Origin of the sequence: Gordonia sp. PS3 (genome assembly GCF_041950545.1) — a bacterium.
Classification (GTDB): Bacteria; Actinomycetota; Actinomycetes; order Mycobacteriales; family Mycobacteriaceae; genus Gordonia; species Gordonia sihwensis.
The window spans coordinates 1,168,625-1,187,611 of record NZ_CP169524.1; the positions used below are offsets into that span (position 1 = coordinate 1,168,625).

18 protein-coding genes are annotated in these 18,987 nt (G+C 69.8%); 11 read left to right on the top strand and 7 right to left on the bottom strand.

The window, feature by feature from the left end; all coding sequences use genetic code 11:
- The first annotated feature begins 3 nt into the window (after positions 1-3).
- Genes ACE11G_RS05375 through ACE11G_RS05385 form a run of 3 tightly spaced genes read left to right on the top strand, consistent with a single transcriptional unit; the run spans position 4 to position 3,352 of the window.
- Positions 4-1,227 (top strand): cysteine desulfurase family protein, encoded by a 1,224-nt coding sequence (locus ACE11G_RS05375; protein ID WP_222111523.1) that lies wholly within the window; start codon positions 4-6, stop codon positions 1,225-1,227.
- Positions 1,227-2,318 (top strand): tRNA 2-thiouridine(34) synthase MnmA, encoded by a 1,092-nt coding sequence (mnmA, locus tag ACE11G_RS05380; RefSeq protein WP_346077064.1) that lies wholly within the window; start codon positions 1,227-1,229, stop codon positions 2,316-2,318. The genes ACE11G_RS05375 and mnmA overlap by 1 nt, the downstream gene beginning before the upstream one ends.
- Positions 2,315-3,352 (top strand): hypothetical protein, encoded by a 1,038-nt coding sequence (locus tag ACE11G_RS05385; RefSeq protein WP_006895914.1) that lies wholly within the window; start codon positions 2,315-2,317, stop codon positions 3,350-3,352. Before mnmA ends, ACE11G_RS05385 begins: the two co-directional genes overlap by 4 nt.
- A gap of 42 nt (positions 3,353-3,394) precedes the next feature.
- Here ACE11G_RS05385 and ACE11G_RS05390 read toward each other — a convergent pair whose 3' ends face one another.
- Positions 3,395-3,784: an MmcQ/YjbR family DNA-binding protein gene (locus ACE11G_RS05390; RefSeq protein WP_006895915.1), complete on the bottom strand. Its 390-nt coding sequence runs from the start codon at positions 3,782-3,784 to the stop codon at positions 3,395-3,397.
- 67 nt (positions 3,785-3,851) lie between these two features.
- On the opposite strand from ACE11G_RS05390, the gene ligA reads away from it, so the two are divergent.
- On the top strand, positions 3,852-5,960 hold the full coding sequence (gene ligA / locus ACE11G_RS05395; protein ID WP_006895916.1) for an NAD-dependent DNA ligase LigA: 2,109 nt from the start codon (positions 3,852-3,854) through the stop codon (positions 5,958-5,960).
- Positions 5,961-6,556: 596 nt separating this feature from the next.
- On the opposite strand, the gene ACE11G_RS05400 is transcribed toward ligA, so the two are convergent.
- Positions 6,557-7,231 (bottom strand): hypothetical protein, encoded by a 675-nt coding sequence (locus ACE11G_RS05400; RefSeq protein WP_006895917.1) that lies wholly within the window; start codon positions 7,229-7,231, stop codon positions 6,557-6,559.
- 5 nt (positions 7,232-7,236) lie between these two features.
- Positions 7,237-7,575, bottom strand: a complete 339-nt coding sequence (locus tag ACE11G_RS05405) for a YbjQ family protein (protein ID WP_006895918.1) — start codon at positions 7,573-7,575, stop codon at positions 7,237-7,239.
- A 170-nt stretch (positions 7,576-7,745) separates the two neighbouring features.
- Between ACE11G_RS05405 and gatC the strand changes: the two genes are divergently transcribed.
- Together gatC and gatA are read left to right on the top strand one after the other, a co-directional pair.
- Complete coding sequence (gene gatC, locus ACE11G_RS05410) at positions 7,746-8,057, top strand: Asp-tRNA(Asn)/Glu-tRNA(Gln) amidotransferase subunit GatC (RefSeq protein WP_006895919.1); 312 nt, start codon at positions 7,746-7,748, stop codon at positions 8,055-8,057.
- Positions 8,054-9,547, top strand: a complete 1,494-nt coding sequence (gatA, locus tag ACE11G_RS05415) for an Asp-tRNA(Asn)/Glu-tRNA(Gln) amidotransferase subunit GatA (protein ID WP_006895920.1) — start codon at positions 8,054-8,056, stop codon at positions 9,545-9,547. Before gatC ends, gatA begins: the two co-directional genes overlap by 4 nt.
- On the opposite strand, the gene ACE11G_RS05420 is transcribed toward gatA, so the two are convergent.
- Together ACE11G_RS05420 and ACE11G_RS05425 are read right to left on the bottom strand one after the other, a co-directional pair.
- Positions 9,517-10,749: an alpha/beta-hydrolase family protein gene (locus tag ACE11G_RS05420; RefSeq protein ID WP_006895921.1), complete on the bottom strand. Its 1,233-nt coding sequence runs from the start codon at positions 10,747-10,749 to the stop codon at positions 9,517-9,519. The genes gatA and ACE11G_RS05420 overlap by 31 nt on opposite strands.
- Positions 10,746-11,381 carry a hypothetical protein gene (locus tag ACE11G_RS05425; protein ID WP_081598084.1) on the bottom strand — a complete coding sequence of 212 codons (636 nt, stop codon included), beginning with the start codon at positions 11,379-11,381 and terminating at the stop codon, positions 10,746-10,748. Before ACE11G_RS05425 ends, ACE11G_RS05420 begins: the two co-directional genes overlap by 4 nt.
- A gap of 167 nt (positions 11,382-11,548) precedes the next feature.
- Between ACE11G_RS05425 and ACE11G_RS05430 the strand changes: the two genes are divergently transcribed.
- The 3 genes from ACE11G_RS05430 (at position 11,549) to ACE11G_RS05440 (ending at position 14,662) form a co-directional block, all read left to right on the top strand.
- The gene (locus ACE11G_RS05430; protein WP_006895923.1) at positions 11,549-12,826 is read left to right on the top strand and encodes a sensor histidine kinase; all 1,278 of its coding nucleotides are present in this window, start codon (positions 11,549-11,551) and stop codon (positions 12,824-12,826) included.
- 52 nt (positions 12,827-12,878) lie between these two features.
- Positions 12,879-13,520, top strand: a complete 642-nt coding sequence (locus tag ACE11G_RS05435; protein WP_006895924.1) for a response regulator transcription factor — start codon at positions 12,879-12,881, stop codon at positions 13,518-13,520.
- 110 nt (positions 13,521-13,630) lie between these two features.
- Positions 13,631-14,662, top strand: coding sequence for an ATP-dependent 6-phosphofructokinase (locus ACE11G_RS05440; RefSeq protein ID WP_006895925.1), 1,032 nt, complete (start codon positions 13,631-13,633; stop codon positions 14,660-14,662).
- 3 nt (positions 14,663-14,665) lie between these two features.
- On the opposite strand, the gene ACE11G_RS05445 is transcribed toward ACE11G_RS05440, so the two are convergent.
- The gene (locus ACE11G_RS05445; RefSeq protein ID WP_006895926.1) at positions 14,666-14,908 is read right to left on the bottom strand and encodes a PspC domain-containing protein; all 243 of its coding nucleotides are present in this window, start codon (positions 14,906-14,908) and stop codon (positions 14,666-14,668) included.
- A 126-nt stretch (positions 14,909-15,034) separates the two neighbouring features.
- On the opposite strand from ACE11G_RS05445, the gene gatB reads away from it, so the two are divergent.
- Positions 15,035-16,540, top strand: a complete 1,506-nt coding sequence (gene gatB / locus ACE11G_RS05450) for an Asp-tRNA(Asn)/Glu-tRNA(Gln) amidotransferase subunit GatB (RefSeq protein WP_006895927.1) — start codon at positions 15,035-15,037, stop codon at positions 16,538-16,540.
- A gap of 12 nt (positions 16,541-16,552) precedes the next feature.
- Here the strand turns inward: gatB and ACE11G_RS05455 are convergent, their stop codons facing one another.
- The gene (locus tag ACE11G_RS05455) at positions 16,553-17,695 is read right to left on the bottom strand and encodes a sorbosone dehydrogenase family protein (RefSeq protein ID WP_062366969.1); all 1,143 of its coding nucleotides are present in this window, start codon (positions 17,693-17,695) and stop codon (positions 16,553-16,555) included.
- 81 nt (positions 17,696-17,776) lie between these two features.
- Between ACE11G_RS05455 and ACE11G_RS05460 the strand changes: the two genes are divergently transcribed.
- Entirely contained in the window at positions 17,777-18,937 is a 1,161-nt protein-coding gene (locus tag ACE11G_RS05460; RefSeq protein ID WP_231650254.1) for a DoxX family membrane protein, read from the top strand.
- Positions 18,938-18,987 lie beyond the last annotated feature (50 nt).

Here is an 18,987-nt window from a genome sequence, read left to right on the forward strand (position 1 = left end):
GTCATGTCGCTGCCCTACCCTCCCGTCTACCTCGACAACGCCGCGTCCACCGCGCTAGTACCCGAAGCCGCCGCGGCGATGGCGGCGGCGTGGGCACACCCGGGGAACGCCTCCTCGCTGCACGGCTCCGGCCGGGCGGCCCGACGGATGCTGGAGGAATCGCGCGAGTCGATCGCCCGCGACCTGGGAGCCCGTCCGTCCGAGGTGATCTTCACCGGCGGCGGCACCGAATCCGACAATCTCGCGGTGAAGGGGATCTTCGAGGCGCGCCGCCGTGAGGACCCTCGGCGCCGCAAGATCGTCATCTCGGCGATCGAACACCACGCGGTTCTCGATCCGGCGCAGTGGCTCGCCGACGAGGCCGGCGCCGAACTCGTCGTGCTGCCGGTCGACGGTCACGGGTTCGTCAGTCCCGACTCGGTGCGCGCGGCGCTCGAGGAGCACGCCGGCGAGGTGGCGCTGATCTCGGTGATGTGGGCCAACAACGAGGTCGGGACGGTGCAGCCGATCGCCGAGATCGCCCGGCTCGGCGCCGAAGCCGGGATTCCGGTCCACTCGGACGCCGTAGCCGCCGTCGGCCACCTGCCGGTCGACTTCGCGGCGAGCGGGTTGTCGGCGATGACTGTCGCGGCACACAAGTTCGGCGGTCCGCAGGGGACCGGAGTGCTGGTGATCGGCCGTGACGTGGCCTGCGTGCCGCTGCTCCACGGCGGCGGTCACGAGCGTGACCTCCGGTCGGGGACCCCGGATGTCGCGTCGGCCGCGGGAATGGCGGCGGCCCTGCGGACGGCGGTCGCTGGATGCGACACCGATTCCCGGCGCGTCGCCGCCTTGCGCGACCGGCTCGCGGGAGTGCTGGGCGCCGTCGACGGTGTGCGGATCAACGGTGCGCTGCCCATCGAGCCCGACCTCGCGCTGCCGGGCGTGCTGCACGTGTCCATCGACGGGTGCGAGGGTGATTCGCTGCTCATGCTCCTCGACGCGAAGGGAGTGGAGTGCTCCACCGGATCGGCCTGCACCGCGGGTGTCGCGGCGGCCAGCCACGTGCTGCTGGCGATGGGTTTCGACACTGCGACCGCCCGCGGATCGCTCCGGTTCTCGCTGGGAACCGGCAATACGGAGGACGACGTCGACCTGGTCGGCGAGGTGATCGGCGAGGTGGTCGATCGTGCCCGGGCCGCCGGACTGCTGTCGGCGGTCGGAGCGCGGGCTGGAGGTGAGAGCTGATGCGGGTACTCGCAGCGATGAGCGGAGGGGTCGACTCGGCGGTCGCCGCTGCGCGTGCGGTGGACGCCGGTCATGAGGTGGTCGGAGTCCATCTGGCGTTGTCGACGGCGCCCGGTGCCCTGCGCACTGGTTCGCGCGGCTGCTGTTCGCGCGAGGACGCCGACGACGCCCGGCGCGCGGCCGACCTGCTCGGCATCCCGTTCTACGTGTGGGACTTCGCCAACCGTTTCAAAGAAGATGTGATCGACGAGTTCGTCGCCTCGTACGCGGCCGGTGAGACGCCGAACCCCTGCCTGTCGTGCAACGAGAAGATCAAGTTCGCGGCCTTGGCCGAACGCGCGGTCGCGCTGGGCTTCGACGCGCTCGCCACCGGGCACTACGCACGGTTGGCCGACGGCGAACTGCGCCGTGCCGTCGACGCCGACAAGGATCAGTCGTACGTGCTGGCCGTCCTGGACCACGAGCAGCTCTCGCGTGCCATGTTCCCGGTCGGTGACACCCCGAAGCCGCAGATCCGGGAGGAGGCCGAACGCCGCGGGCTCGCGGTCGCCGATAAGCCCGACTCCCACGACATCTGCTTCATTCCGAGTGGCGACACGCGAGCCTTCCTCGGCGCGCGGATCGGCGTGCGGCCCGGGGCCGTTGTCGACTCGGCGACGGGCGAGAGGCTGGCCGAGCACGACGGCGTCCACGGATTCACCATCGGTCAGCGCAAGGGCCTCGGGATCGAGGCGCCCGCCGCCGACGGCCGTCCGCGCTACGTGACGGGGATCGATCCGGAGAGCGGGACGGTGACGGTGGGCGCCGCGGCCGATCTCGAGGTCACCGCGATCACCGCGGGTAAGGCGGTGTGGACCTCCGGCCGCACCCCGGACGGCCCGGTGGAGTGCGTGGTGCAGGTGCGCGCGCACGGCGGACTCGCGCCCGCAGTCGCGACGCCGGTCGAGGGCCCCGACGGCCCCGGCATCCGGATCGATCTGCGCGAGCCGCTTCGCGGTGTGGCGCGTGGGCAGGCGGCCGTGCTCTACGCTCCGGACGAGGTCGAAGGCGACCTGGTGATCGGCTGCGGCCGGATCACCGGCTCGGAGTGACAGCGCAGGCGGCCGGGACGGGGCTGCCGGCCGGAGTCGGCACCGGCGTCGGCTCCATGCCCGGCACCGATCCGTCCGAGGCGGTGCGCATCGCGAGCGGCGAACTCGATCTGCCGTTCCTTCCCGAACTCCCCGCGCGGGGAGTGGGAGCCGACATGATCGGCCGGACCGGCGCGTTGCTCGTCGACCTGCCGCTCGACATGGTGCATCACGCCTACCGGCTCACCGATCACCCCAACACCACCACGCGGCGCGCGCGGGACTGGCTGCGCTGGGACCTCGATGCTCTCGAGGAGCATTGGGAAGCCTCCGGGCTCGTCGGCTCCGGACGAACCGTGAAGGTGCAGGCGTGCGGGCCGCTGACCTTCGCCGCGAACGCCGAGCTGCGCGGAGGCCACAAGATCGTCAAGGACCGCGGTGCGGTTCGTGACATCGCGGCGTCGCTGACCGAGGGACTGCGCGGGCACGTCGCCGAGGTGACGCGACGGCTCGGCGCGAAGGTGCTGGTGCAGCTCGACGAACCCGACGTGGGGCGGGTGATCGATGGCACCGTCACCCCGCTGACCCGCCTCGACCCGATTCGGCCGATCCCGGCGCCCGACGCCGCCGAGTTGATGCAGGGCGTCGTCGACGGCCTCGACGTGCCCGTTCTTCTGCATTCGTGTCGACGCCCGCGGTGGGACCTGACCGATCGACTCGAGCGGGTCGCGCTGTCGATCGATCTGACGAGACTGCGACCGGACGCCGACTACGACCGGCTCGGAGCCTTCGTCGACAGCGACGGAGTGCTCGCTGCGGGGCTGGTTCCGGCCACCGAGCCGGAGGCCCCGGTCGACGCCGAGACGCTCGCCGGTCGTCTCACCGAACTGATCGACCGGATCGGCCTGCCGCGTCGGGTCTTGCGCGACAACATCCTGGTCACACCCGTATGCGGCCTCGCGGGGGCCACGGGATCGTGGGCGACGCGGGCCCTGTCGCTGTCGTCGGAGATCGCCGCGGGACTGGCCGCGGATCCGGACTACCGCTCCTCGTAGCGTCGTCGCGGCCCCGGCCGATCGGCGCCCGTTCCGGACGTCTCAGACGTCGCTCTCCAACTGTGCGACCGCGCGCTTGGGCGCCACCTGCCGGAAGCTGGCGTCGAGCAGTTCGGCCACCTCGTCCCAGTCCGAGTCGGCGGTCAGGTCGATGCCGAGCCATCCGTAGGCGCCGACGTACGCGGGGACGAAGAAGCGGGCGTCCTGGATGAGCGCCTCTCGCTCGAGCGGGTCGGGGATGAACAGGAGCGCGGTGTCGCGGCGGATCTTGGAGCCCTTCTCACCGCCGCCGTACATGGCGAACATCTTGCCGCAGCGAAAGGTCGGACGGCCGTGCGCAACCTTCTCGGTGGCTTCCGGGAGTGCCAGTGCCACGGTTCGGAGTCGTTGCAGGATCGGATCGTCGTCGGAGAACATGATGGGGTGCGGCATGCCGGTAAGCGTAGTGTCGGCGTTCGTCGGACGCGGCCATGTCGCAGGGCTCGGTTAACCTGAACGCGTGAGTGAGGGCGAGGGGACAGACACGGCAGGATCGGCCGCAGCGGAGGCGGGCGCCGATTGGGCGCGGGAGTGGGCGCTGCTCGCCGAGGAGGTTCGCGGGCATCAGTTCCGCTACTACGTCCAGGACGCGCCTGTGATCAGCGACGGAGAGTTCGACTCGCTGTTGCGCCGGCTGCAGGCACTCGAGGACGAGCATCCCGAACTGGCGGTGCCCGATTCGCCGACGAAGCTGGTCGGCGGCGGCTTCTCGACCGACTTCACCTCGGTCGACCATCTCGAACGGATGATGTCGCTCGACAACGTCTTCGATTACGACGAGATGCGCACCTGGGTCTCGCGTACCGAAGCCGAGATCGGCGCCGGGACCGAGTTCCTGTGCGAACTCAAGATCGACGGGGTAGCGCTCTCGCTGGTGTACGAGAAGGGCACGCTGGTCCGGGGAGTGACCCGGGGCGACGGCCGCACCGGCGAGGACGTGACACTCAACGCGCGCACCATCACCGACGTTCCGCACGATCTCGACGATTCGGTGCGCCCGGTGCCTGAACTCCTGGAGGTCCGCGGTGAGGTGTTCTTCCGAGTCGAAGACTTCCAGAATCTGAACGCCTCCCTCGTCGAAGAGGGGAAGCCGCCGTTCGCGAATCCGCGCAACTCGGCCGCCGGCTCTCTGCGCCAGAAGAATCCGCAGGTCACCGCGCGGCGCCGACTCCGGATGATCTGTCACGGGATCGGGAAGGTGGAGGGCTGGAGGCCCGAGTCGCTGCACGAGGCCTACCTCGCGCTGGGCGAGTGGGGGCTGCCAGTCTCCGACCACACGAAGAAGGTGACCGGGGCCGACGAGATCATCGAGGCGATCGCGTACTGGGGCGAGAACCGGCACTCGGTGGAACACGAGATCGACGGCCTCGTCGTCAAGGTGGACGATGTGACGCGCCAGCGCCGGCTGGGTGCGACTTCACGCGCACCGCGCTGGGCGATCGCGTACAAGTACCCGCCGGAAGAGGTCACGACCAAACTGCTCGACATCATGGTCGGCGTCGGACGGACGGGCCGCGTCACGCCGTGGGCGCTGATGGAACCGGTGCTGGTCGCGGGATCGACCGTCTCCCGCGCGACACTCCACAACGCCTTCGAGGTGAAGCGTAAAGGCGTCCTGATCGGCGACACCATCACCATTCGCAAGGCCGGCGACGTGATTCCCGAGGTGCTCGGTCCGGTCGTCGAACTGCGCGACGGTACCGAACGCGAGTTCGTGATGCCGACTCGATGCCCCGAGTGCGGAACCGAACTGGCCCCCGCGAAGGAGGGCGACAAGGACATCCGCTGTCCCAACCAGCGCTACTGCCCGGGACAACTGCGCGAACGGCTGTTCTATCTCGCGGGCCGCGGCGCATTCGACATCGAAGCGCTCGGATACGAAGGGGCGCAAGCACTTCTGTCGAGCGGCGTGCTGACCGACGAAGGCGACCTGTTCTCGCTCACTGCCGACGATCTGGTCAAGACCGACCTGTACACCACGAAGTCGGGTGCGCTCTCGGCCAACGGTCGGAGATTCCTGGACAACCTCGACAAGGCCAAGCGGGTCCCGCTGTGGCGGGTGATCGTCGCGCTGTCGATCCGCCACGTCGGGCCCACCCCGGCGCGGGCTCTGGCCACCGCTTTCGGCGACCTCGAAAGCATCCAGAACGCCTCCGTCGACGAGTTGGCGCAGGTGGACGGTCTCGGCCCCACGCGGGCGGCGAGCGTGCACGACTGGTTCGCCGTCGACTGGCACCGCGAGATCGTCGCCAAATGGCGTGCCGCGGGGGTGGCCATGGCCGATGAGCGGGACGAGTCGATCGAGCGGACGCTCGACGGCAAGACGATCGTGGTCACCGGTTCGCTCGTCGACTTCTCCCGCGACGGAGCCAAAGAGGCGATCATCGTGCGCGGCGGCAAGGCGTCGGGCTCGGTGTCGAAGAAGACCGACTACGTCGTGGTCGGCGACTCGCCCGGCAGCAAAGCCGCCAAGGCCGAAGAATTAGGCGTTCCGATCCTCGACGAGGACGGCTTCAAACAATTGCTGGCGACCGGGTCTGCGGGAGAGTCGGAGTCGGAGGACGATTGATGCGTGCGCCGTTTCGACTCGCGGAAGACCCCAGGTCCGTCGAGTGAGCCGGTGAGCGTAGCGAGCAGGCGCATCGAGACTGCGCATGCTGTTTCGACTCGCTGCGCTCGCGGAAGTTTCTAGGTTCGTCGAGTGAGCGTGTGAGCGTAGCGAGCGCGCGTATCGAGACTGCGCGTACTGTTTCGACTCGCTGCGCTCGCTCAACCAGCCTGGGGATTAGCCGAGGTTCGTCGAGTGAGCGTGTGAGCGTAGCGAGCAGGCGTATCGAGACTGCGCGTGCTGTTTCGACTCGCTGCGCTCGCTCAACTGGCCTGGGAGGTGCTCGCTCAGCTGGCCGGGGAAGACCCAGGTTCGTCGAGTGAGCGTGTGAGCGTAGCGAGCGCGCGTATCGAGACTGCGCGTACTGTTTCGACTCGCTGCGCTCGCTCAACTGGCCTGGGAGGTGCTCGCTCAGCTGGCCGGGGAAGACCCAGGTTCGTCGAGTGAGCGTGTGAGCGTAGCGAGCGCGCGTATCGAGACTGCGCATGCTGTTTCGACTCGCTGCGCTCGCTCAACCAGCCTTGGAGCGCTCGCTCAACCAGCCTTGGAGCGCTCGCTCAACCGCCCTGGGTGTTCGGCTTTCTCTTCAGGACGGTGGCGATGATGCCGGTCAGGTAGCCCAGGCGCGCGACTTCCGCAGGGCGGAAGTCGGGACCGCCGATCCGGCCGAGGAGCAGGGCCTTGCCGTCGTCGCCCAAGGGGGCGGCGGCCAGCCTGGTCCCCATGTCACGCCATCCCTGAGGGATCCATTCGGCTTCGGAGTCGAACGCCACCGCCCGGTCGAGGGGCAGCCAGTCGGCCGTCTCCAGGGCCGTCTCGGGGGCTCCCGAACTGCCGTAGAGGCGCAGCACGTCCGGACCGGGGCGGGAGATCACCATCGCCCACGACACGCGGAGCACACGGGGCGCGTAGTCGGCCAGCACCTGCAGGCGGTCCTTGCCGCCCGCGGCGACGAGGTCGATCAACTCGAGTTCCTGATGCGTGTCGAGGACCCCGTCGTGCGGACGGAGAGAGTCGACGTGCACGCCCGCGACCTTCTCCGCGGCGGTGATGAGGGTGTCGGGCAGCGCACCCGAGGGCAGGTCGACCACCAGGTCGTCGACGGCGTAGCCCTCGCCTCGCTCGATCACCTCGAGCGAGCGGATGTCGGCACCGACGGCGCCGAGTTGAACGGCGAGCATGCCGAGACTGCCGGGACGGTCGTTCAGCAGAACGCGAAGCAGATACGACACCGGAGTCAGCGCGGCTGCTGCTCGAGCGGACGCACACCCACAGCCGTGCCGTACGCGCACACCTCGACGCCGCCGGATCCGGCGTACTCATTCGTCTCGAAGCGGAATGCGAGAACCGCGTTGGCCCCCTTGCTCTGAGCTTCGGCGGCCAAGCGACTCAACGCTTCATGACGCGCCTCGTGCAGCAACTGGGTGATGCCCTTGAGTTCGCCACCGGCGATCGACTTGAAGCTGGCGCCGATGTTGGAACCGATGTGTCGCGACCGCACCGTGAGGCCGAACACCTCGCCGAACACGTGCTCGATCCGGTAGCCCGGCAGTTCGTTGGTGGTGACGATGATCATGTGTCCAAGTTAACCGGTGCGGTGCACTCCGGCCACTCCGCGATCATTCACCCGGAGCACACCTCCCGCGCGGGCTCGGTCCGAAGCGGCCGCATATCCTGGTAGGCAAGTCCCACTGTCCTGAGCTCGTGCGGTGTTCCGTGACGAGTGCGTGTGTAGAGAGGTCGACGATGTCCACCGATTCCCAGCCGGCGATCAGCCGGGACGAGGTCGCGCATCTCGCGCGACTGTCCCGCTTGGCGCTCGACGACGACGAACTCGACCGATACGCGGCGCAGCTCGACTCGATCCTGAGCCACGTCGCGCAGATCTCCGAGGTGGCCGCCGACGACGTGCCGCCCACCGCACATCCCGCCGAGTTGCGCGACGTGCTGCGCGAGGACGTCGTCGTCCCGAGCCTGACCGCAGAACAGGCGTTGTCGGGGGCGCCCGCCGTCGAACAGGAGCGCTTCGCCGTTCCGCAGATTCTGGGAGAGGAATGAGCGTGAGCGACACCCGCAGCGCGAACGAGATCACAGGCCTGTCCGCAGCCGACCTCGCGGGCAAGATCGCCGCTCGCGAACTGTCGTCGGTCGAGGTAACCCGGGCACACCTCGACCGCATCGAGCAGATCGACGGACAGCTGGGCGCATTCCTGCACGTCGGCGGCGACGAAGCGCTCGCCGCGGCGGAGGCGGCCGACCAGGCGATCGCTTCGGGTGAGGCGCCGTCCGCTCTGGCCGGCGTCCCGATCGCGCTCAAGGACGTCTTCACCACCGTCGACGCCCCGACCACCTGTGGGTCCAAGATCCTCGAAGGATGGGTCTCGCCGTACGACGCGACCGTCACGGCCAAGCTCCGTGCCGCGGGCATCCCGATCCTCGGCAAGACGAACATGGACGAGTTCGCGATGGGCTCGTCGACCGAGAACTCGGCCTACCAGGTGACCCGGAATCCGTGGGACACCACGCGTATTCCGGGCGGTTCGGGCGGCGGCAGCGCCGCGGCACTCGCCTCGTACCAGGCGCCGCTGGCCATCGGCACCGACACCGGCGGCTCGATCCGACAGCCGGCCTCGGTCACCGCGACCGTCGGCGTCAAGCCGACCTACGGAACCGTGTCGCGCTACGGACTCGTGGCGTGCGCGTCGTCGCTCGATCAGGGCGGCCCCTGCGGACGCACCGTGCTCGACACGGCGCTGCTGCACGAGGTGATCGCCGGGCACGATCCGCGCGACTCCACCTCCATCGACGCGGCGATTCCCGATGTCGTCGGCGCCGCGCGCGCCGGCGCGTCCGGCGACCTGTCGGGTGTGCGCATAGGCGTGGTGAAGCAGTTGCAGGGCGAGGGCTACCAAGCCGGTGTGCTGGAGTCGTTCCAGGCGGCGTGCAAGCAGCTGACCGATCTCGGCGCGACGATCGTCGAGGTCGACTGCCCGCACTTCTCGTACGCGCTCGGCGCCTACTACCTGATCCTGCCGTCGGAGGTGTCGAGCAACCTGGCCCGCTTCGATGCGATGCGGTACGGGCTCCGGGTCGGCGACGACGGTTCGCACAGCGCCGACGAGGTCATGGCACTGACCCGCGAGGCCGGCTTCGGCCCGGAGGTCAAGCGCCGCATCATGATCGGGACGTACGCGCTGAGCTCCGGTTACTACGACGCGTTCTACGGTCAGGCGCAGAAGGTGCGCACGCTCATCGCTCGCGACTTCGCCGCGGCATACGAGGACGTCGACGTGCTGATCTCCCCGACCACCCCCACCACGCCGTTCAAGCTCGGAGAGAAGGTCGACGATCCGCTGTCGATGTATCTGTTCGACCTGTGCACGCTGCCGGTGAACCTGGCGGGCACCGCGGCGATGTCGGTTCCGTCGGGGGTCTCCTCCGACGACGGACTCCCGGTCGGCCTGCAGATCATGGCACCGGCACTGGCCGACGACCGGCTGTACCGGGTCGGTGCGGCCTACGAGGCGGCCCGCGGGCCGGTCGGCTGACAGCCTGCCGGCATGTTCCCGGCGGCGAGCCCCTGCTCGACGCCGTAACGGTGCCCGTGTCCCGCGGGAACCTTCAGTGAGCCCGCGAGGTCGAGGACGGTACCGACCATCGACACGACCGGCAGCCACGGCGGAGACTCGCTGTGGTGCCGGTCGTCGCCGTCTCCGGGAATGCGGTCGATCGGATGCCACAGCAGCGACGGAGCGAACCCGGGGACGGGATCGTCGGCGTTGGCCAGCACCACCCGCCGCTCGCACGGTGCGACCCGGTCGACCGACCCCGCCGGCGGCCCGGCGAGCACTGTCCCGGCGAGTTCGACCCCGGAGTCGTTCGCCCAGCGGCGCGCGGCGTCGGCTCCCACCGCTCCCAGGCTCTGCCCGGCGAGGTACACGCGGGGCCGCCGCGCTTCGGGCAGGCCCGAGATACGGGACCAGACGGCGTCGAGGACCGCGGACGCGGAGGTCCCCGCACGATCCGGGGAGGAGATGAACGCCCGCCACGACGCGACGTCGTCGTACTGCAGGGCGACGACCCGGACCGATCCGCCGAAGTACCCGGTGAAGCCGTCCACCGTTCCGGCGTCGATCCATCCCGAGCCGGTTGGCACGGCCACCACGACCGCGCGTGCCTCGCGACCGCCGTCGGCCACCCAGCGATCGGCCAGGCGCTCGGCGCGGTCCCGGACCGAGCCGGGTTCGCTCAGCGGGCTGTAGAGCATCACGGGGCGCTCGGGAACATCCGGTCCCGACGCCTGTGCGGGCGCGGGCAGCCCGATCGACGCCGCCGCGACCACCGCGACCATTCCGAAGCCGGCCCACACCCGTCCTGGGATCGCGACGACCGCGGCCGCGGCGGCGACCGGGATCGCGCACACGGCCAGGACCCACCCGGGGCCGATCGGCGGGGCACCCACCGCGGCCCGGACCGCCGACTCGTGACGCGCCGCGAGCCCGACGGCCGCACCGGCGACCACGAGCCCGGCGGCGAGGACGCCCCCAGAGACCGGGGCAGGTGGACGGTCACCGATCCGGTCTCGAAGCGCGCCGACGCCGGCACCGACGGCCATCCCGAGAAGAGTCAACGCGAGGCCGGCGACGGCGGCGACCAGCGCGGAGCGGGGGAGCATGCCGGGGGCGAGAGCCAGCAGGCGACCGGCGAGAGCGCCGGCGGCCACCGCGGGACGCACCCGCAGGCGGTTCATCGCAACCCCACTGTCTCTGCGGTTCGGGAGAGATAGCCGAGGACGATCGTGCCGCCCGACTCGCGCACCGGCGGGCCCGAATGCTGCCGCCAGGTGTTCACCGCCAGGCCGGTCCGCGCGGTCTCGGCGGCGGCGTGGCACAGCGGATCGTCGCAGACGGCGTGCATGTCGTCGATCAGTCGGCCGTCGAGGGCGGTGCGAGCCCAGGCTCCCGCGGGCCGGCCGGTGGAATCGGAGTACCGGAGCAGGTCGTATCCGAGATCGTGCGCACGGCAGGCGTCGGTGAATCGGTCCGGCAACGGGACCGGCGAGGAACAGTCTCCGGCCGGGTTGAGGGGGCGGCCGTCGATCACCACCGGTCGATACCCGAGTCGTCGGGAGAAGTCGGCGGGCAGATCGCGCATGGCGTCGAGCGGACGGTCGCCGACCAGGTCCGCGATGGCGCGTTCGGCGGCTGTGGCCGGCCGGGCCGGGGGAGCGGCCCGATGCGAGTCCGCCAGCGCCGAGCTGATCGGCAGCAGCCCGAGGACTCCGACGGTCAACGCCGCGCCGGTCGAGAGCCGGACGACCCACCGGCGGATACCTTGTCGCCCAGGGGAATCGGCTGAGTCAGCGGAGGTGTTCGAGGTCATGTCCCGAACGCTATGGCCGGGTGGCACCACACCGGATCGCTCGCAACGGGGGTCTTGCACCCCGCGCGCGAGAGTGAGACCGCAGGGAACCCTGCGACTGGGGAACCGGTCGGATCTCACTCTCGCGGGGGAGGTGGCGACCCGGCTCGGGCTCCTATCGTCGAACTGTGAAGTCTCCCTCTGCCGTCCGTCGCCGGACCGCCGCCGCGGTCGGGCGGGTCCGTGACCGGATCGCGCTCGACCGCATCAGCGACCCGGCGCTGCACCGATACCTGTCGCACTGGCGCAACTGGCTCGCCGCCCTGGCCGCGGTCAGCATGATCTCGGTGTGCTGGCCGGTGCTCGGCGAGGTCACTCGCCTGCCCGCGTTCCTCCTGCCCGCCTTCGCGATCCTCGGCTGCGGCGGCATCGCGCTCGTGTTCGCCGGCGAGGAGGCGGTCAGGTACGGCTGGGCGTCAACGGTCATCACCTCGGCCGTCGCGTCGTTGGTTCCCAACGACGGACCGTGGCCGATGCCGATCCCGTTGTTCCTGGCGCTGCTGGCGATGACCGTCGCGGCGCTGTGGACCCAGCCGCTCAAGCGGCTGCCAGTGGTGCTGGCCGCCGTCGCGGGCGCCTTCGTCGTCGGCTTGCCCTTCGATGCGCTGGTGGGCTGGATCTTCGGGCTGGTCGTCGTCGGCATGGCCGTCGCGTTCCTGCGCTACCGTGCTCGCTCGCAGCGCGAGATCGCGGAGCAGACCGAGGAGACCGAGGTGCTGCGAGCCCGAGAGGCCGTACTCGCCGAACGCTCACGCATCGCGCGCGACCTGCACGATATCGTCGCGCACCGCATGTCGATGGTGGTGGTGATGGCGCAGACCGCACCCTACCGGCTGGCCGCGGCCGCCGATGCCGAGGAGGTGGGGCCCGGGGCCAAGGCGGAGTTCGACGCGATCGCCGACGCCGCCCGCGAATCGCTCGACGAGGTGCGCCAGCTGCTGGGCGTGCTTCGCCCGCACGGCGACGCCGCGGACACCGCGGCGCTCGCTCCGGTCCAGGGCCTCGGCGACGTCCCCGAACTCATCGAGGGCGTGCAGGCGGTGGGCGTGGATGTGGAACTGACCGACACCTCCGACCATTCGTCGGTGGCGCAGACGGTCGGCGCTGCCGTGTATCGGATCGTTCAGGAGGCGGTCACGAACGCCACCCGCCATGCGCCCGGGGCGGCGATCGCGGTCCGCATCGAGGAGGATCCCGTGCACGAGGGGAGACTCGACGTCGAGATCGTGAACGGGTTGGCGACGCAGCCGCTCGGCGCGACCGTCGGCGGCGGGCACGGCATCCTGGGAATGACCGAACGCGCCCACGCCGTCGGCGGGAGTCTCACCGCGGCGGCGCGGCCGGGCGGCGGTTTCGCCGTCCGCGCATCTCTGCCGATCGGTCCGTCGGTGAGGGCGGTCGCGTGAAGCGCCCGGGCGTGAGCGCCGCGCCGCGGCCCGGCGCACTAGGCTGACCCTCGTGCCGACCACTGTCCTCATCGCCGACGACCAAGCGATGGTCCGCGCCGGTTTCGCGGCACTGCTGGGCGCCGCCGACGACATCACCGTGCTCGGGGACGCCGAGGACGGGCAGGTCGCCGTCGACCAGGTGCGCCGCCTCAAACCCGATGTGGTCCTGATGGACGTCCGGATGCCGCGACGCGACGGCTTGTGGGCCGCGGAGCAGATCATCTCCAGCGGGTCGGCCACCAGAGTCCTGATGCTGACGACCTTCGACATCGACGATTACGTGTACGCCGCCCTGCGGATCGGTGCGTCGGGCTTCCTGCTCAAGGACGCGCCGGCAGACGAGCTCGTGCGCGCGGTCCGAGTGGTGGCCGCTGGCGACGCGCTGTTGGCGCCCTCGGTCACCAGACGCCTGATCGAGCAGGTCACCTCCCGGACCACGCGCAAGGCCACCGCGGCCGCCGACTCGCTCACCCCGCGGGAACTCGAGGTGCTCCTGACCGTCGCCGACGGCAAGTCGAACGGTGAGATCGCCGCCGAACTGTTCGTCTCCGAACAGACGGTGAAGACCCATGTGAGCAACATGCTGGCCAAGCTGGGTCTGCGCGACCGCGCGCAAGCGGTGGTCTTCGCCTACGAGAACGGCCTGAAGTAGGAGGTCGATGCCGCGCACCGGTCCGGAACTGGCCGACGTGCTGCCACCGGGCACGGATCGTGTTGTGATGGACGCGAACCCGGTTTCCTTTCAGAGAGGGGTCGCACCCGATGGCGCGCTTCGGCATTCTGACATCCGGCGGAGACTGCCCCGGTCTCAACGCGGTGATCCGCGGAACCGTCCTGCAGGGCAGCACGGTCCACGATCAGGAGTTCGTGGGATTCAGAGACGGGTTCTGGGGGCTGGTGTACGGCGAGGCGATCGACCTCGACCGATCCGTGGTGCGAGGCATCTCCCAGCAGGGCGGCACCATTCTGGGAACCAGCCGCTTCGGTCCGTACACCGAACCCGACGGCGGGCCGGAGAACATCAAGCGGGCACTCCAGCGGATCGGGGTGGACGGCGTCATCGCCGTCGGCGGCGACGGGACCATGGCGGCCGCCAACAGACTGCTCGGCGACGGCATTCCGATCGTCGGCGTGCCCAAGACGATCGACAACGACCTGCAGGCGACGGACTACACTTTCGGTTTCAACACCGCGGTCGAGATCGCGACCGAGGCCGTCGACCGGCTGCGCACCACCGGCAATTCGCACAAGCGGTGCATGGTTCTGGAGGTGATGGGCAGGCACGCCGGATGGATCGCGATGTACGCGGGTGTCGCGGCCGGCGCCCACGCGATCCTCATTCCGGAGCAGCAGGAGTCGCTCGAGCAGATCTGCGAGTGGGTGGTCAGCGTCCGCGACCGTGGTCGTTCGCCGATGGTCGTCGTCGCCGAGGGCTTCATGCTGCCGGAGATGGAGCAGGCGCACTCGTACAAGGGCATGGACGAGTTCAACCGGCCGCGGCTGGGCGGGATCGGCGAGATCCTCGCGCCGCTCATCGAGGAACGGACCGGGATCGCCACACGCGCCACGGTGCTCGGCTACATCCAGCGCGGCGGTGTGCCCAGCGCATGGGACCGGGTCCTCGGCACCCGCTTCGGCCAGGCGGTGAGCGACCTCGTCGCGGACGCGGGGTGGGGGTCCATGGTGGCACTGCGCGGCACCGACATCGTCCGGGTCCCCTTCGAGGAGGCCGTGGGCCACACCAAGACGGTGCCGCTCGAGTACTACCGCGGAGCGCGCGCGATCTTCGGCTGAGGGCTAGCGGTTCTTCGGGATGATCGCCCAGAGCAGCAGGTACAGAAGCACCTGCGGGCCCGGGAGGATGATCGACGCGACGAAGGCGACGCGGACCCAAGTGGAGTCGATTCCGAAGTACTCGGCGATGCCGCCCGCGACACCGCCGATCATCTTGTCGGTGGTCGAGCGGGTGAGTCGTTTGGCGGGGCGGACGGGCTCGGCGTCGTACGCGTCGCCGGCTCCCGGAAGGGCTGGATCGGTCATGGTGTTCTCCTCGGTTCGGATCGGTCTCGGTTCGGGCGTCCGCCCGATGACTCGAACGTAGGCCCCGGCGGCGCTATCGGGCATCGGGAAGCACCCTGACTTCGGCCCCCAGATACGATGGGACGCATGAGTGCCGCTATCGACGAACTGATGGACTTCGACGACGTCATCGAGACTTACGACCCGGTCATGGGCATGGAGGTCCACGTCGAGCTCGGCACGGCGACCAAGATGTTCTGCGGTTGCCCGACCACGTTCGGCGGCGAGCCGAACACCCAGGTGTGCCCCGCCTGCCTGGGTCTGCCGGGGGCGCTTCCGGTCGCCAACGCGAAGGCCGTCGAATCCGCCGCGCGCATCGGCTTGGCGCTGAACTGCTCGATCCGGGAGTCGAGCGTGTTCGCGCGGAAGAACTACTTCTACCCGGACCAGCCGAAGAACTATCAGATCAGTCAGTACGACGAGCCGATCGCCTACGACGGCTACCTCGACGTGCTGCTGAGCGACGGCACCACCTGGCGGGTGGAGATCGAGCGCGCCCACATGGAGGAGGACACCGGTAAGTCGCTGCACATCGGCGGCGCCACCGGGCGCATCCACGGTGCCAGTCACTCGTTGCTCGACTACAACCGCGCGGGCGTCCCGCTCGTCGAGATCGTGACCCGCCCCATCGAGGGTGCGGGCGAGCGCGCACCGGAGGTGGCCCGCGCGTACGTGACCGCCCTGCGCGATCTGCTCAAGTCGCTCGACGTGTCCGACGTCCGCATGGACCAGGGATCGATGCGCTGCGACGTGAACCTTTCGCTGATGCCCAAGGGCGCCGCCGAGTTCGGCACCCGCACCGAGACCAAGAACGTCAACTCGCTCAAGTCGGTCGAGGCCGCGGTCCGGTTCGAGATGAGCCGGCAGGCCGCGATCCTGTCGGCCGGCGGCGAGATCATCCAGGAGACCAGGCACTTCCACGAGTCGGACGGAACCACGTCGGCGGGCCGTCGCAAGGAGACCGCCGAGGACTACCGTTACTTCCCGGAGCCGGACCTGCCCCCGGTGCTCGCGAGCCCGGAGTGGGTGGATTCGCTGCGCGCCACTCTGCCGGAGTTGCCGTGGATCCGCCGCGCCCGCATCCAGGAGGAGTGGGGCGTGTCCGACGAGGTGATGCGCGATCTGGTGAACGTCGGCGCCGTCGACCTCATCATCGAGACGGCCGAAGCGGGTGCCTCACCCGACGCCGCCCGCAGCTGGTGGGTGTCGTTCCTGGCCCAGCAGGCCAACACCCGCGAGATGGAGCTGGCGGAACTCGCCATCACTCCCAAGCAGGTCGCCGAGGTGATCGGCATGGTCGACGAGGGCAAGCTGACCAACAAACTGGCCCAGCAGGTGGTCGTCGCCGTGCTCGACGGTGAGGGCGAGCCCGCGCAGATCGTCGCCGATCGCGGTCTCGAGGTGGTCCGGGACGATTCCGCGCTGCAGAAGGCGGTCGACGAGGCACTCGCCGCGAACCCCGATATCGCCGACAAGATTCGCAGCGGCAAGGTGCAGGCGGCAGGCAAGATCGTCGGCGATGTCATGAAGGCGACCCGCGGTCAGGCCGACCCGGCCCGCGTCAAGGAACTGGTCCTCGCCGCGTGCGAGTGATGATGCGCGCGCTCAGGTGAGGTCTTCGCCGGCCTTCGGGAGGTAGATCGCGACGCGATCGTCGTAGCTCTTCACGTCCGCACCTCGGGTGGCCTTGTTGACGGTGGCCATCTGCGCCGCCCCCGCGACACTGGTCATGCGGCCCACCGCTCCGTACGACTTGCGGAAGTCCTGCGGGCTCGGCTTGCCGACCGATGTGCTTCCGGCGGCCGGCCGCATGAACGTGTCGAGCCGCTGTGCCTTGGCGATCGACACCGCTATCCAGTCCTTGCCGACGGCGCAGCCGCTCACCCCCGGCCGATTGGGCCAGCTCCACAGCGTCTGCAGACCGCGAGGGCCGACCAGGGAGAGCCGATCGCCCGGCGCGCCGCTGTCGGCGACGTACAGCTGGCCGTCGGAGGCCGGTGACGGGCAGAGCGCGACGTTCGACCCGAGCCCCGACGCACGGATGTCGGGCTTCGGGTCCGCGACGTTCGGGTCGATCGAGAAGATCTTGCCCGCGAGCGAGGCCGGGTTCGACGCGGCGGCCGGATCGCCCGCATCGCCGGTCGCGACGATGAGCTCGGTCGGCGACGCGAACGAGATCGATCCCATGTTGCCGGTCGCGCCCTTCGGGATACCGGTGAGAATCGGCTTCACCGACCCGGTGGGGGCGATCCGGACCACGCGATTGTCGGACCCGGTGGTGATCAGCGCGTAGATCAGCTGATCCTCGGCGTACGTGGGCGACATCTCGAAGTCGACGAGCCCGCCGTCGCCGGAGGCGTCCACCTCCACGCCGGCGACCGCACGCTGCGGACCGTACCGCTTGGACAGAATGATCTTGCCGGTGGTCCGTTCGGCGACGTACGTACTGCGTCCCGACGAGTCCGCGGGCCGCACACCTCCGGTGGACGCCAGACACGTGGCGATCACCGCCGGATCCGGGTCGACGCAGGGCCCGGTCGGCGGGGGACCGCCGCCCTGATCGTCCGACGGAGGCGCCGGAGGCTGCTCGGGGGCCTGCTGCATGGTGGGCGGCGCAGTGAAGGAACCCTGGTCGGCGGCCTGGTCCTCTTCGCTGAAGTTCACACACGACGTCGACGCCAATACGACGGCCACCGCGGACGCCGCGGCGAGCAGCGCGCGGCCGGCAGTCCGGGAGTGTGATGGCATTCCACCACTCTAACGATCGTTACCAAATCGTCGGGTGCCGCTCGGCCCTCACGCGGGCGCACGGCCATAGAGTCGGTAGCCGTGAGTAGTTCCGATGACAAGCCAGGGACCGGAGGGGATCCGTCGGCTGCGGGCAGTCCGTACGATGAACCGACCGACGCCATCGAGCGACCTCGGGTGCGTCGGCCGAAGCCCGACAACGACAGCTTCTTCGACAGGCACGGCCGCAGGCCGGAGCCCGCGGTTCAGGATGCGATCGACGAGAAGGCCGCACGCGAGGAGGCCGTCGAACTCGACGAGTCGCCCACTGAGACGCTGCCGGTCACCGAGCCGACCGAACCCGTAGCCACGCTGCCCGACGGTTCACCGCCGGACGATGACGCGAAGACCGCGGTGATCATCAGTTCGGGGGGTGCCGCAGCCACGGAGAGCCCGATCAAGAAGAGCTCGTCGGACGAGCCGGTGCACACCGAGCCCTTCGTCAACGACGAGGACGACGGTGAGGACCCCGGCGAGCGCAGGGGATACGCGGAGCATCTCACCGAACCGCCGCTGCCTTACATCGAGCCGCAGCCCACCGCACCGCTGCTCGAGCCCGAAGACGACTACGTGGGGGCACCGCAGCCGCGCGACGAAGAGGAGTACGTCGCCCAGGCTCCGGAGCCGGTGATCCGGCGCGGAACGCTCGATCTCGGCTTGCTCATTCTGCGCGTGGTGGTGGGCGTGACGTTCACCCTGCACGGTCTCCAGAAGCTCACCGGCTGGTTGAACGGACCCGGGCCGGACGGCTTCGCGCAGTTCCTCGCCAACAAGCCGAATCCCGGCATCGGGTTCCACGACAACGCCACGACGGCGCTCTCACTCGTCGCCGGAGTCAGTGAGACCGCGGGCGGCATCCTGCTGATCCTGGGGCTGCTGACGCCGATCGCCGGGGCGGCGGTGCTGAGCAGCATCCTGGTGGCAGGCACCTACAAGGCGACGCTCGCCGGCGGCCTCTGGTTCTTCTCGGCCGACGGCGGAGGCAACGGGCTCGAACTGGAGATCGTGCTGGCCGCCGCGGCGGCGGCGCTGATCCTCACCGGGCCCGGCACCTACTCCTTCGACCGTCGCTGGGGATGGTCGCGCAGGCCGGCCTGGGGTTCGGCCGCCTGGTTCATCGTCGGCGTCGGCGTCGCCGTGGCCGTCTGGATCGTTTTCAACGGCACCAATCCGCTCGATTCGCCGGGGAACCCGACGTCCTGACGTACTCCTGAACTCATATGCCGTATTCCGTGACCCGAATCGGGTCACGG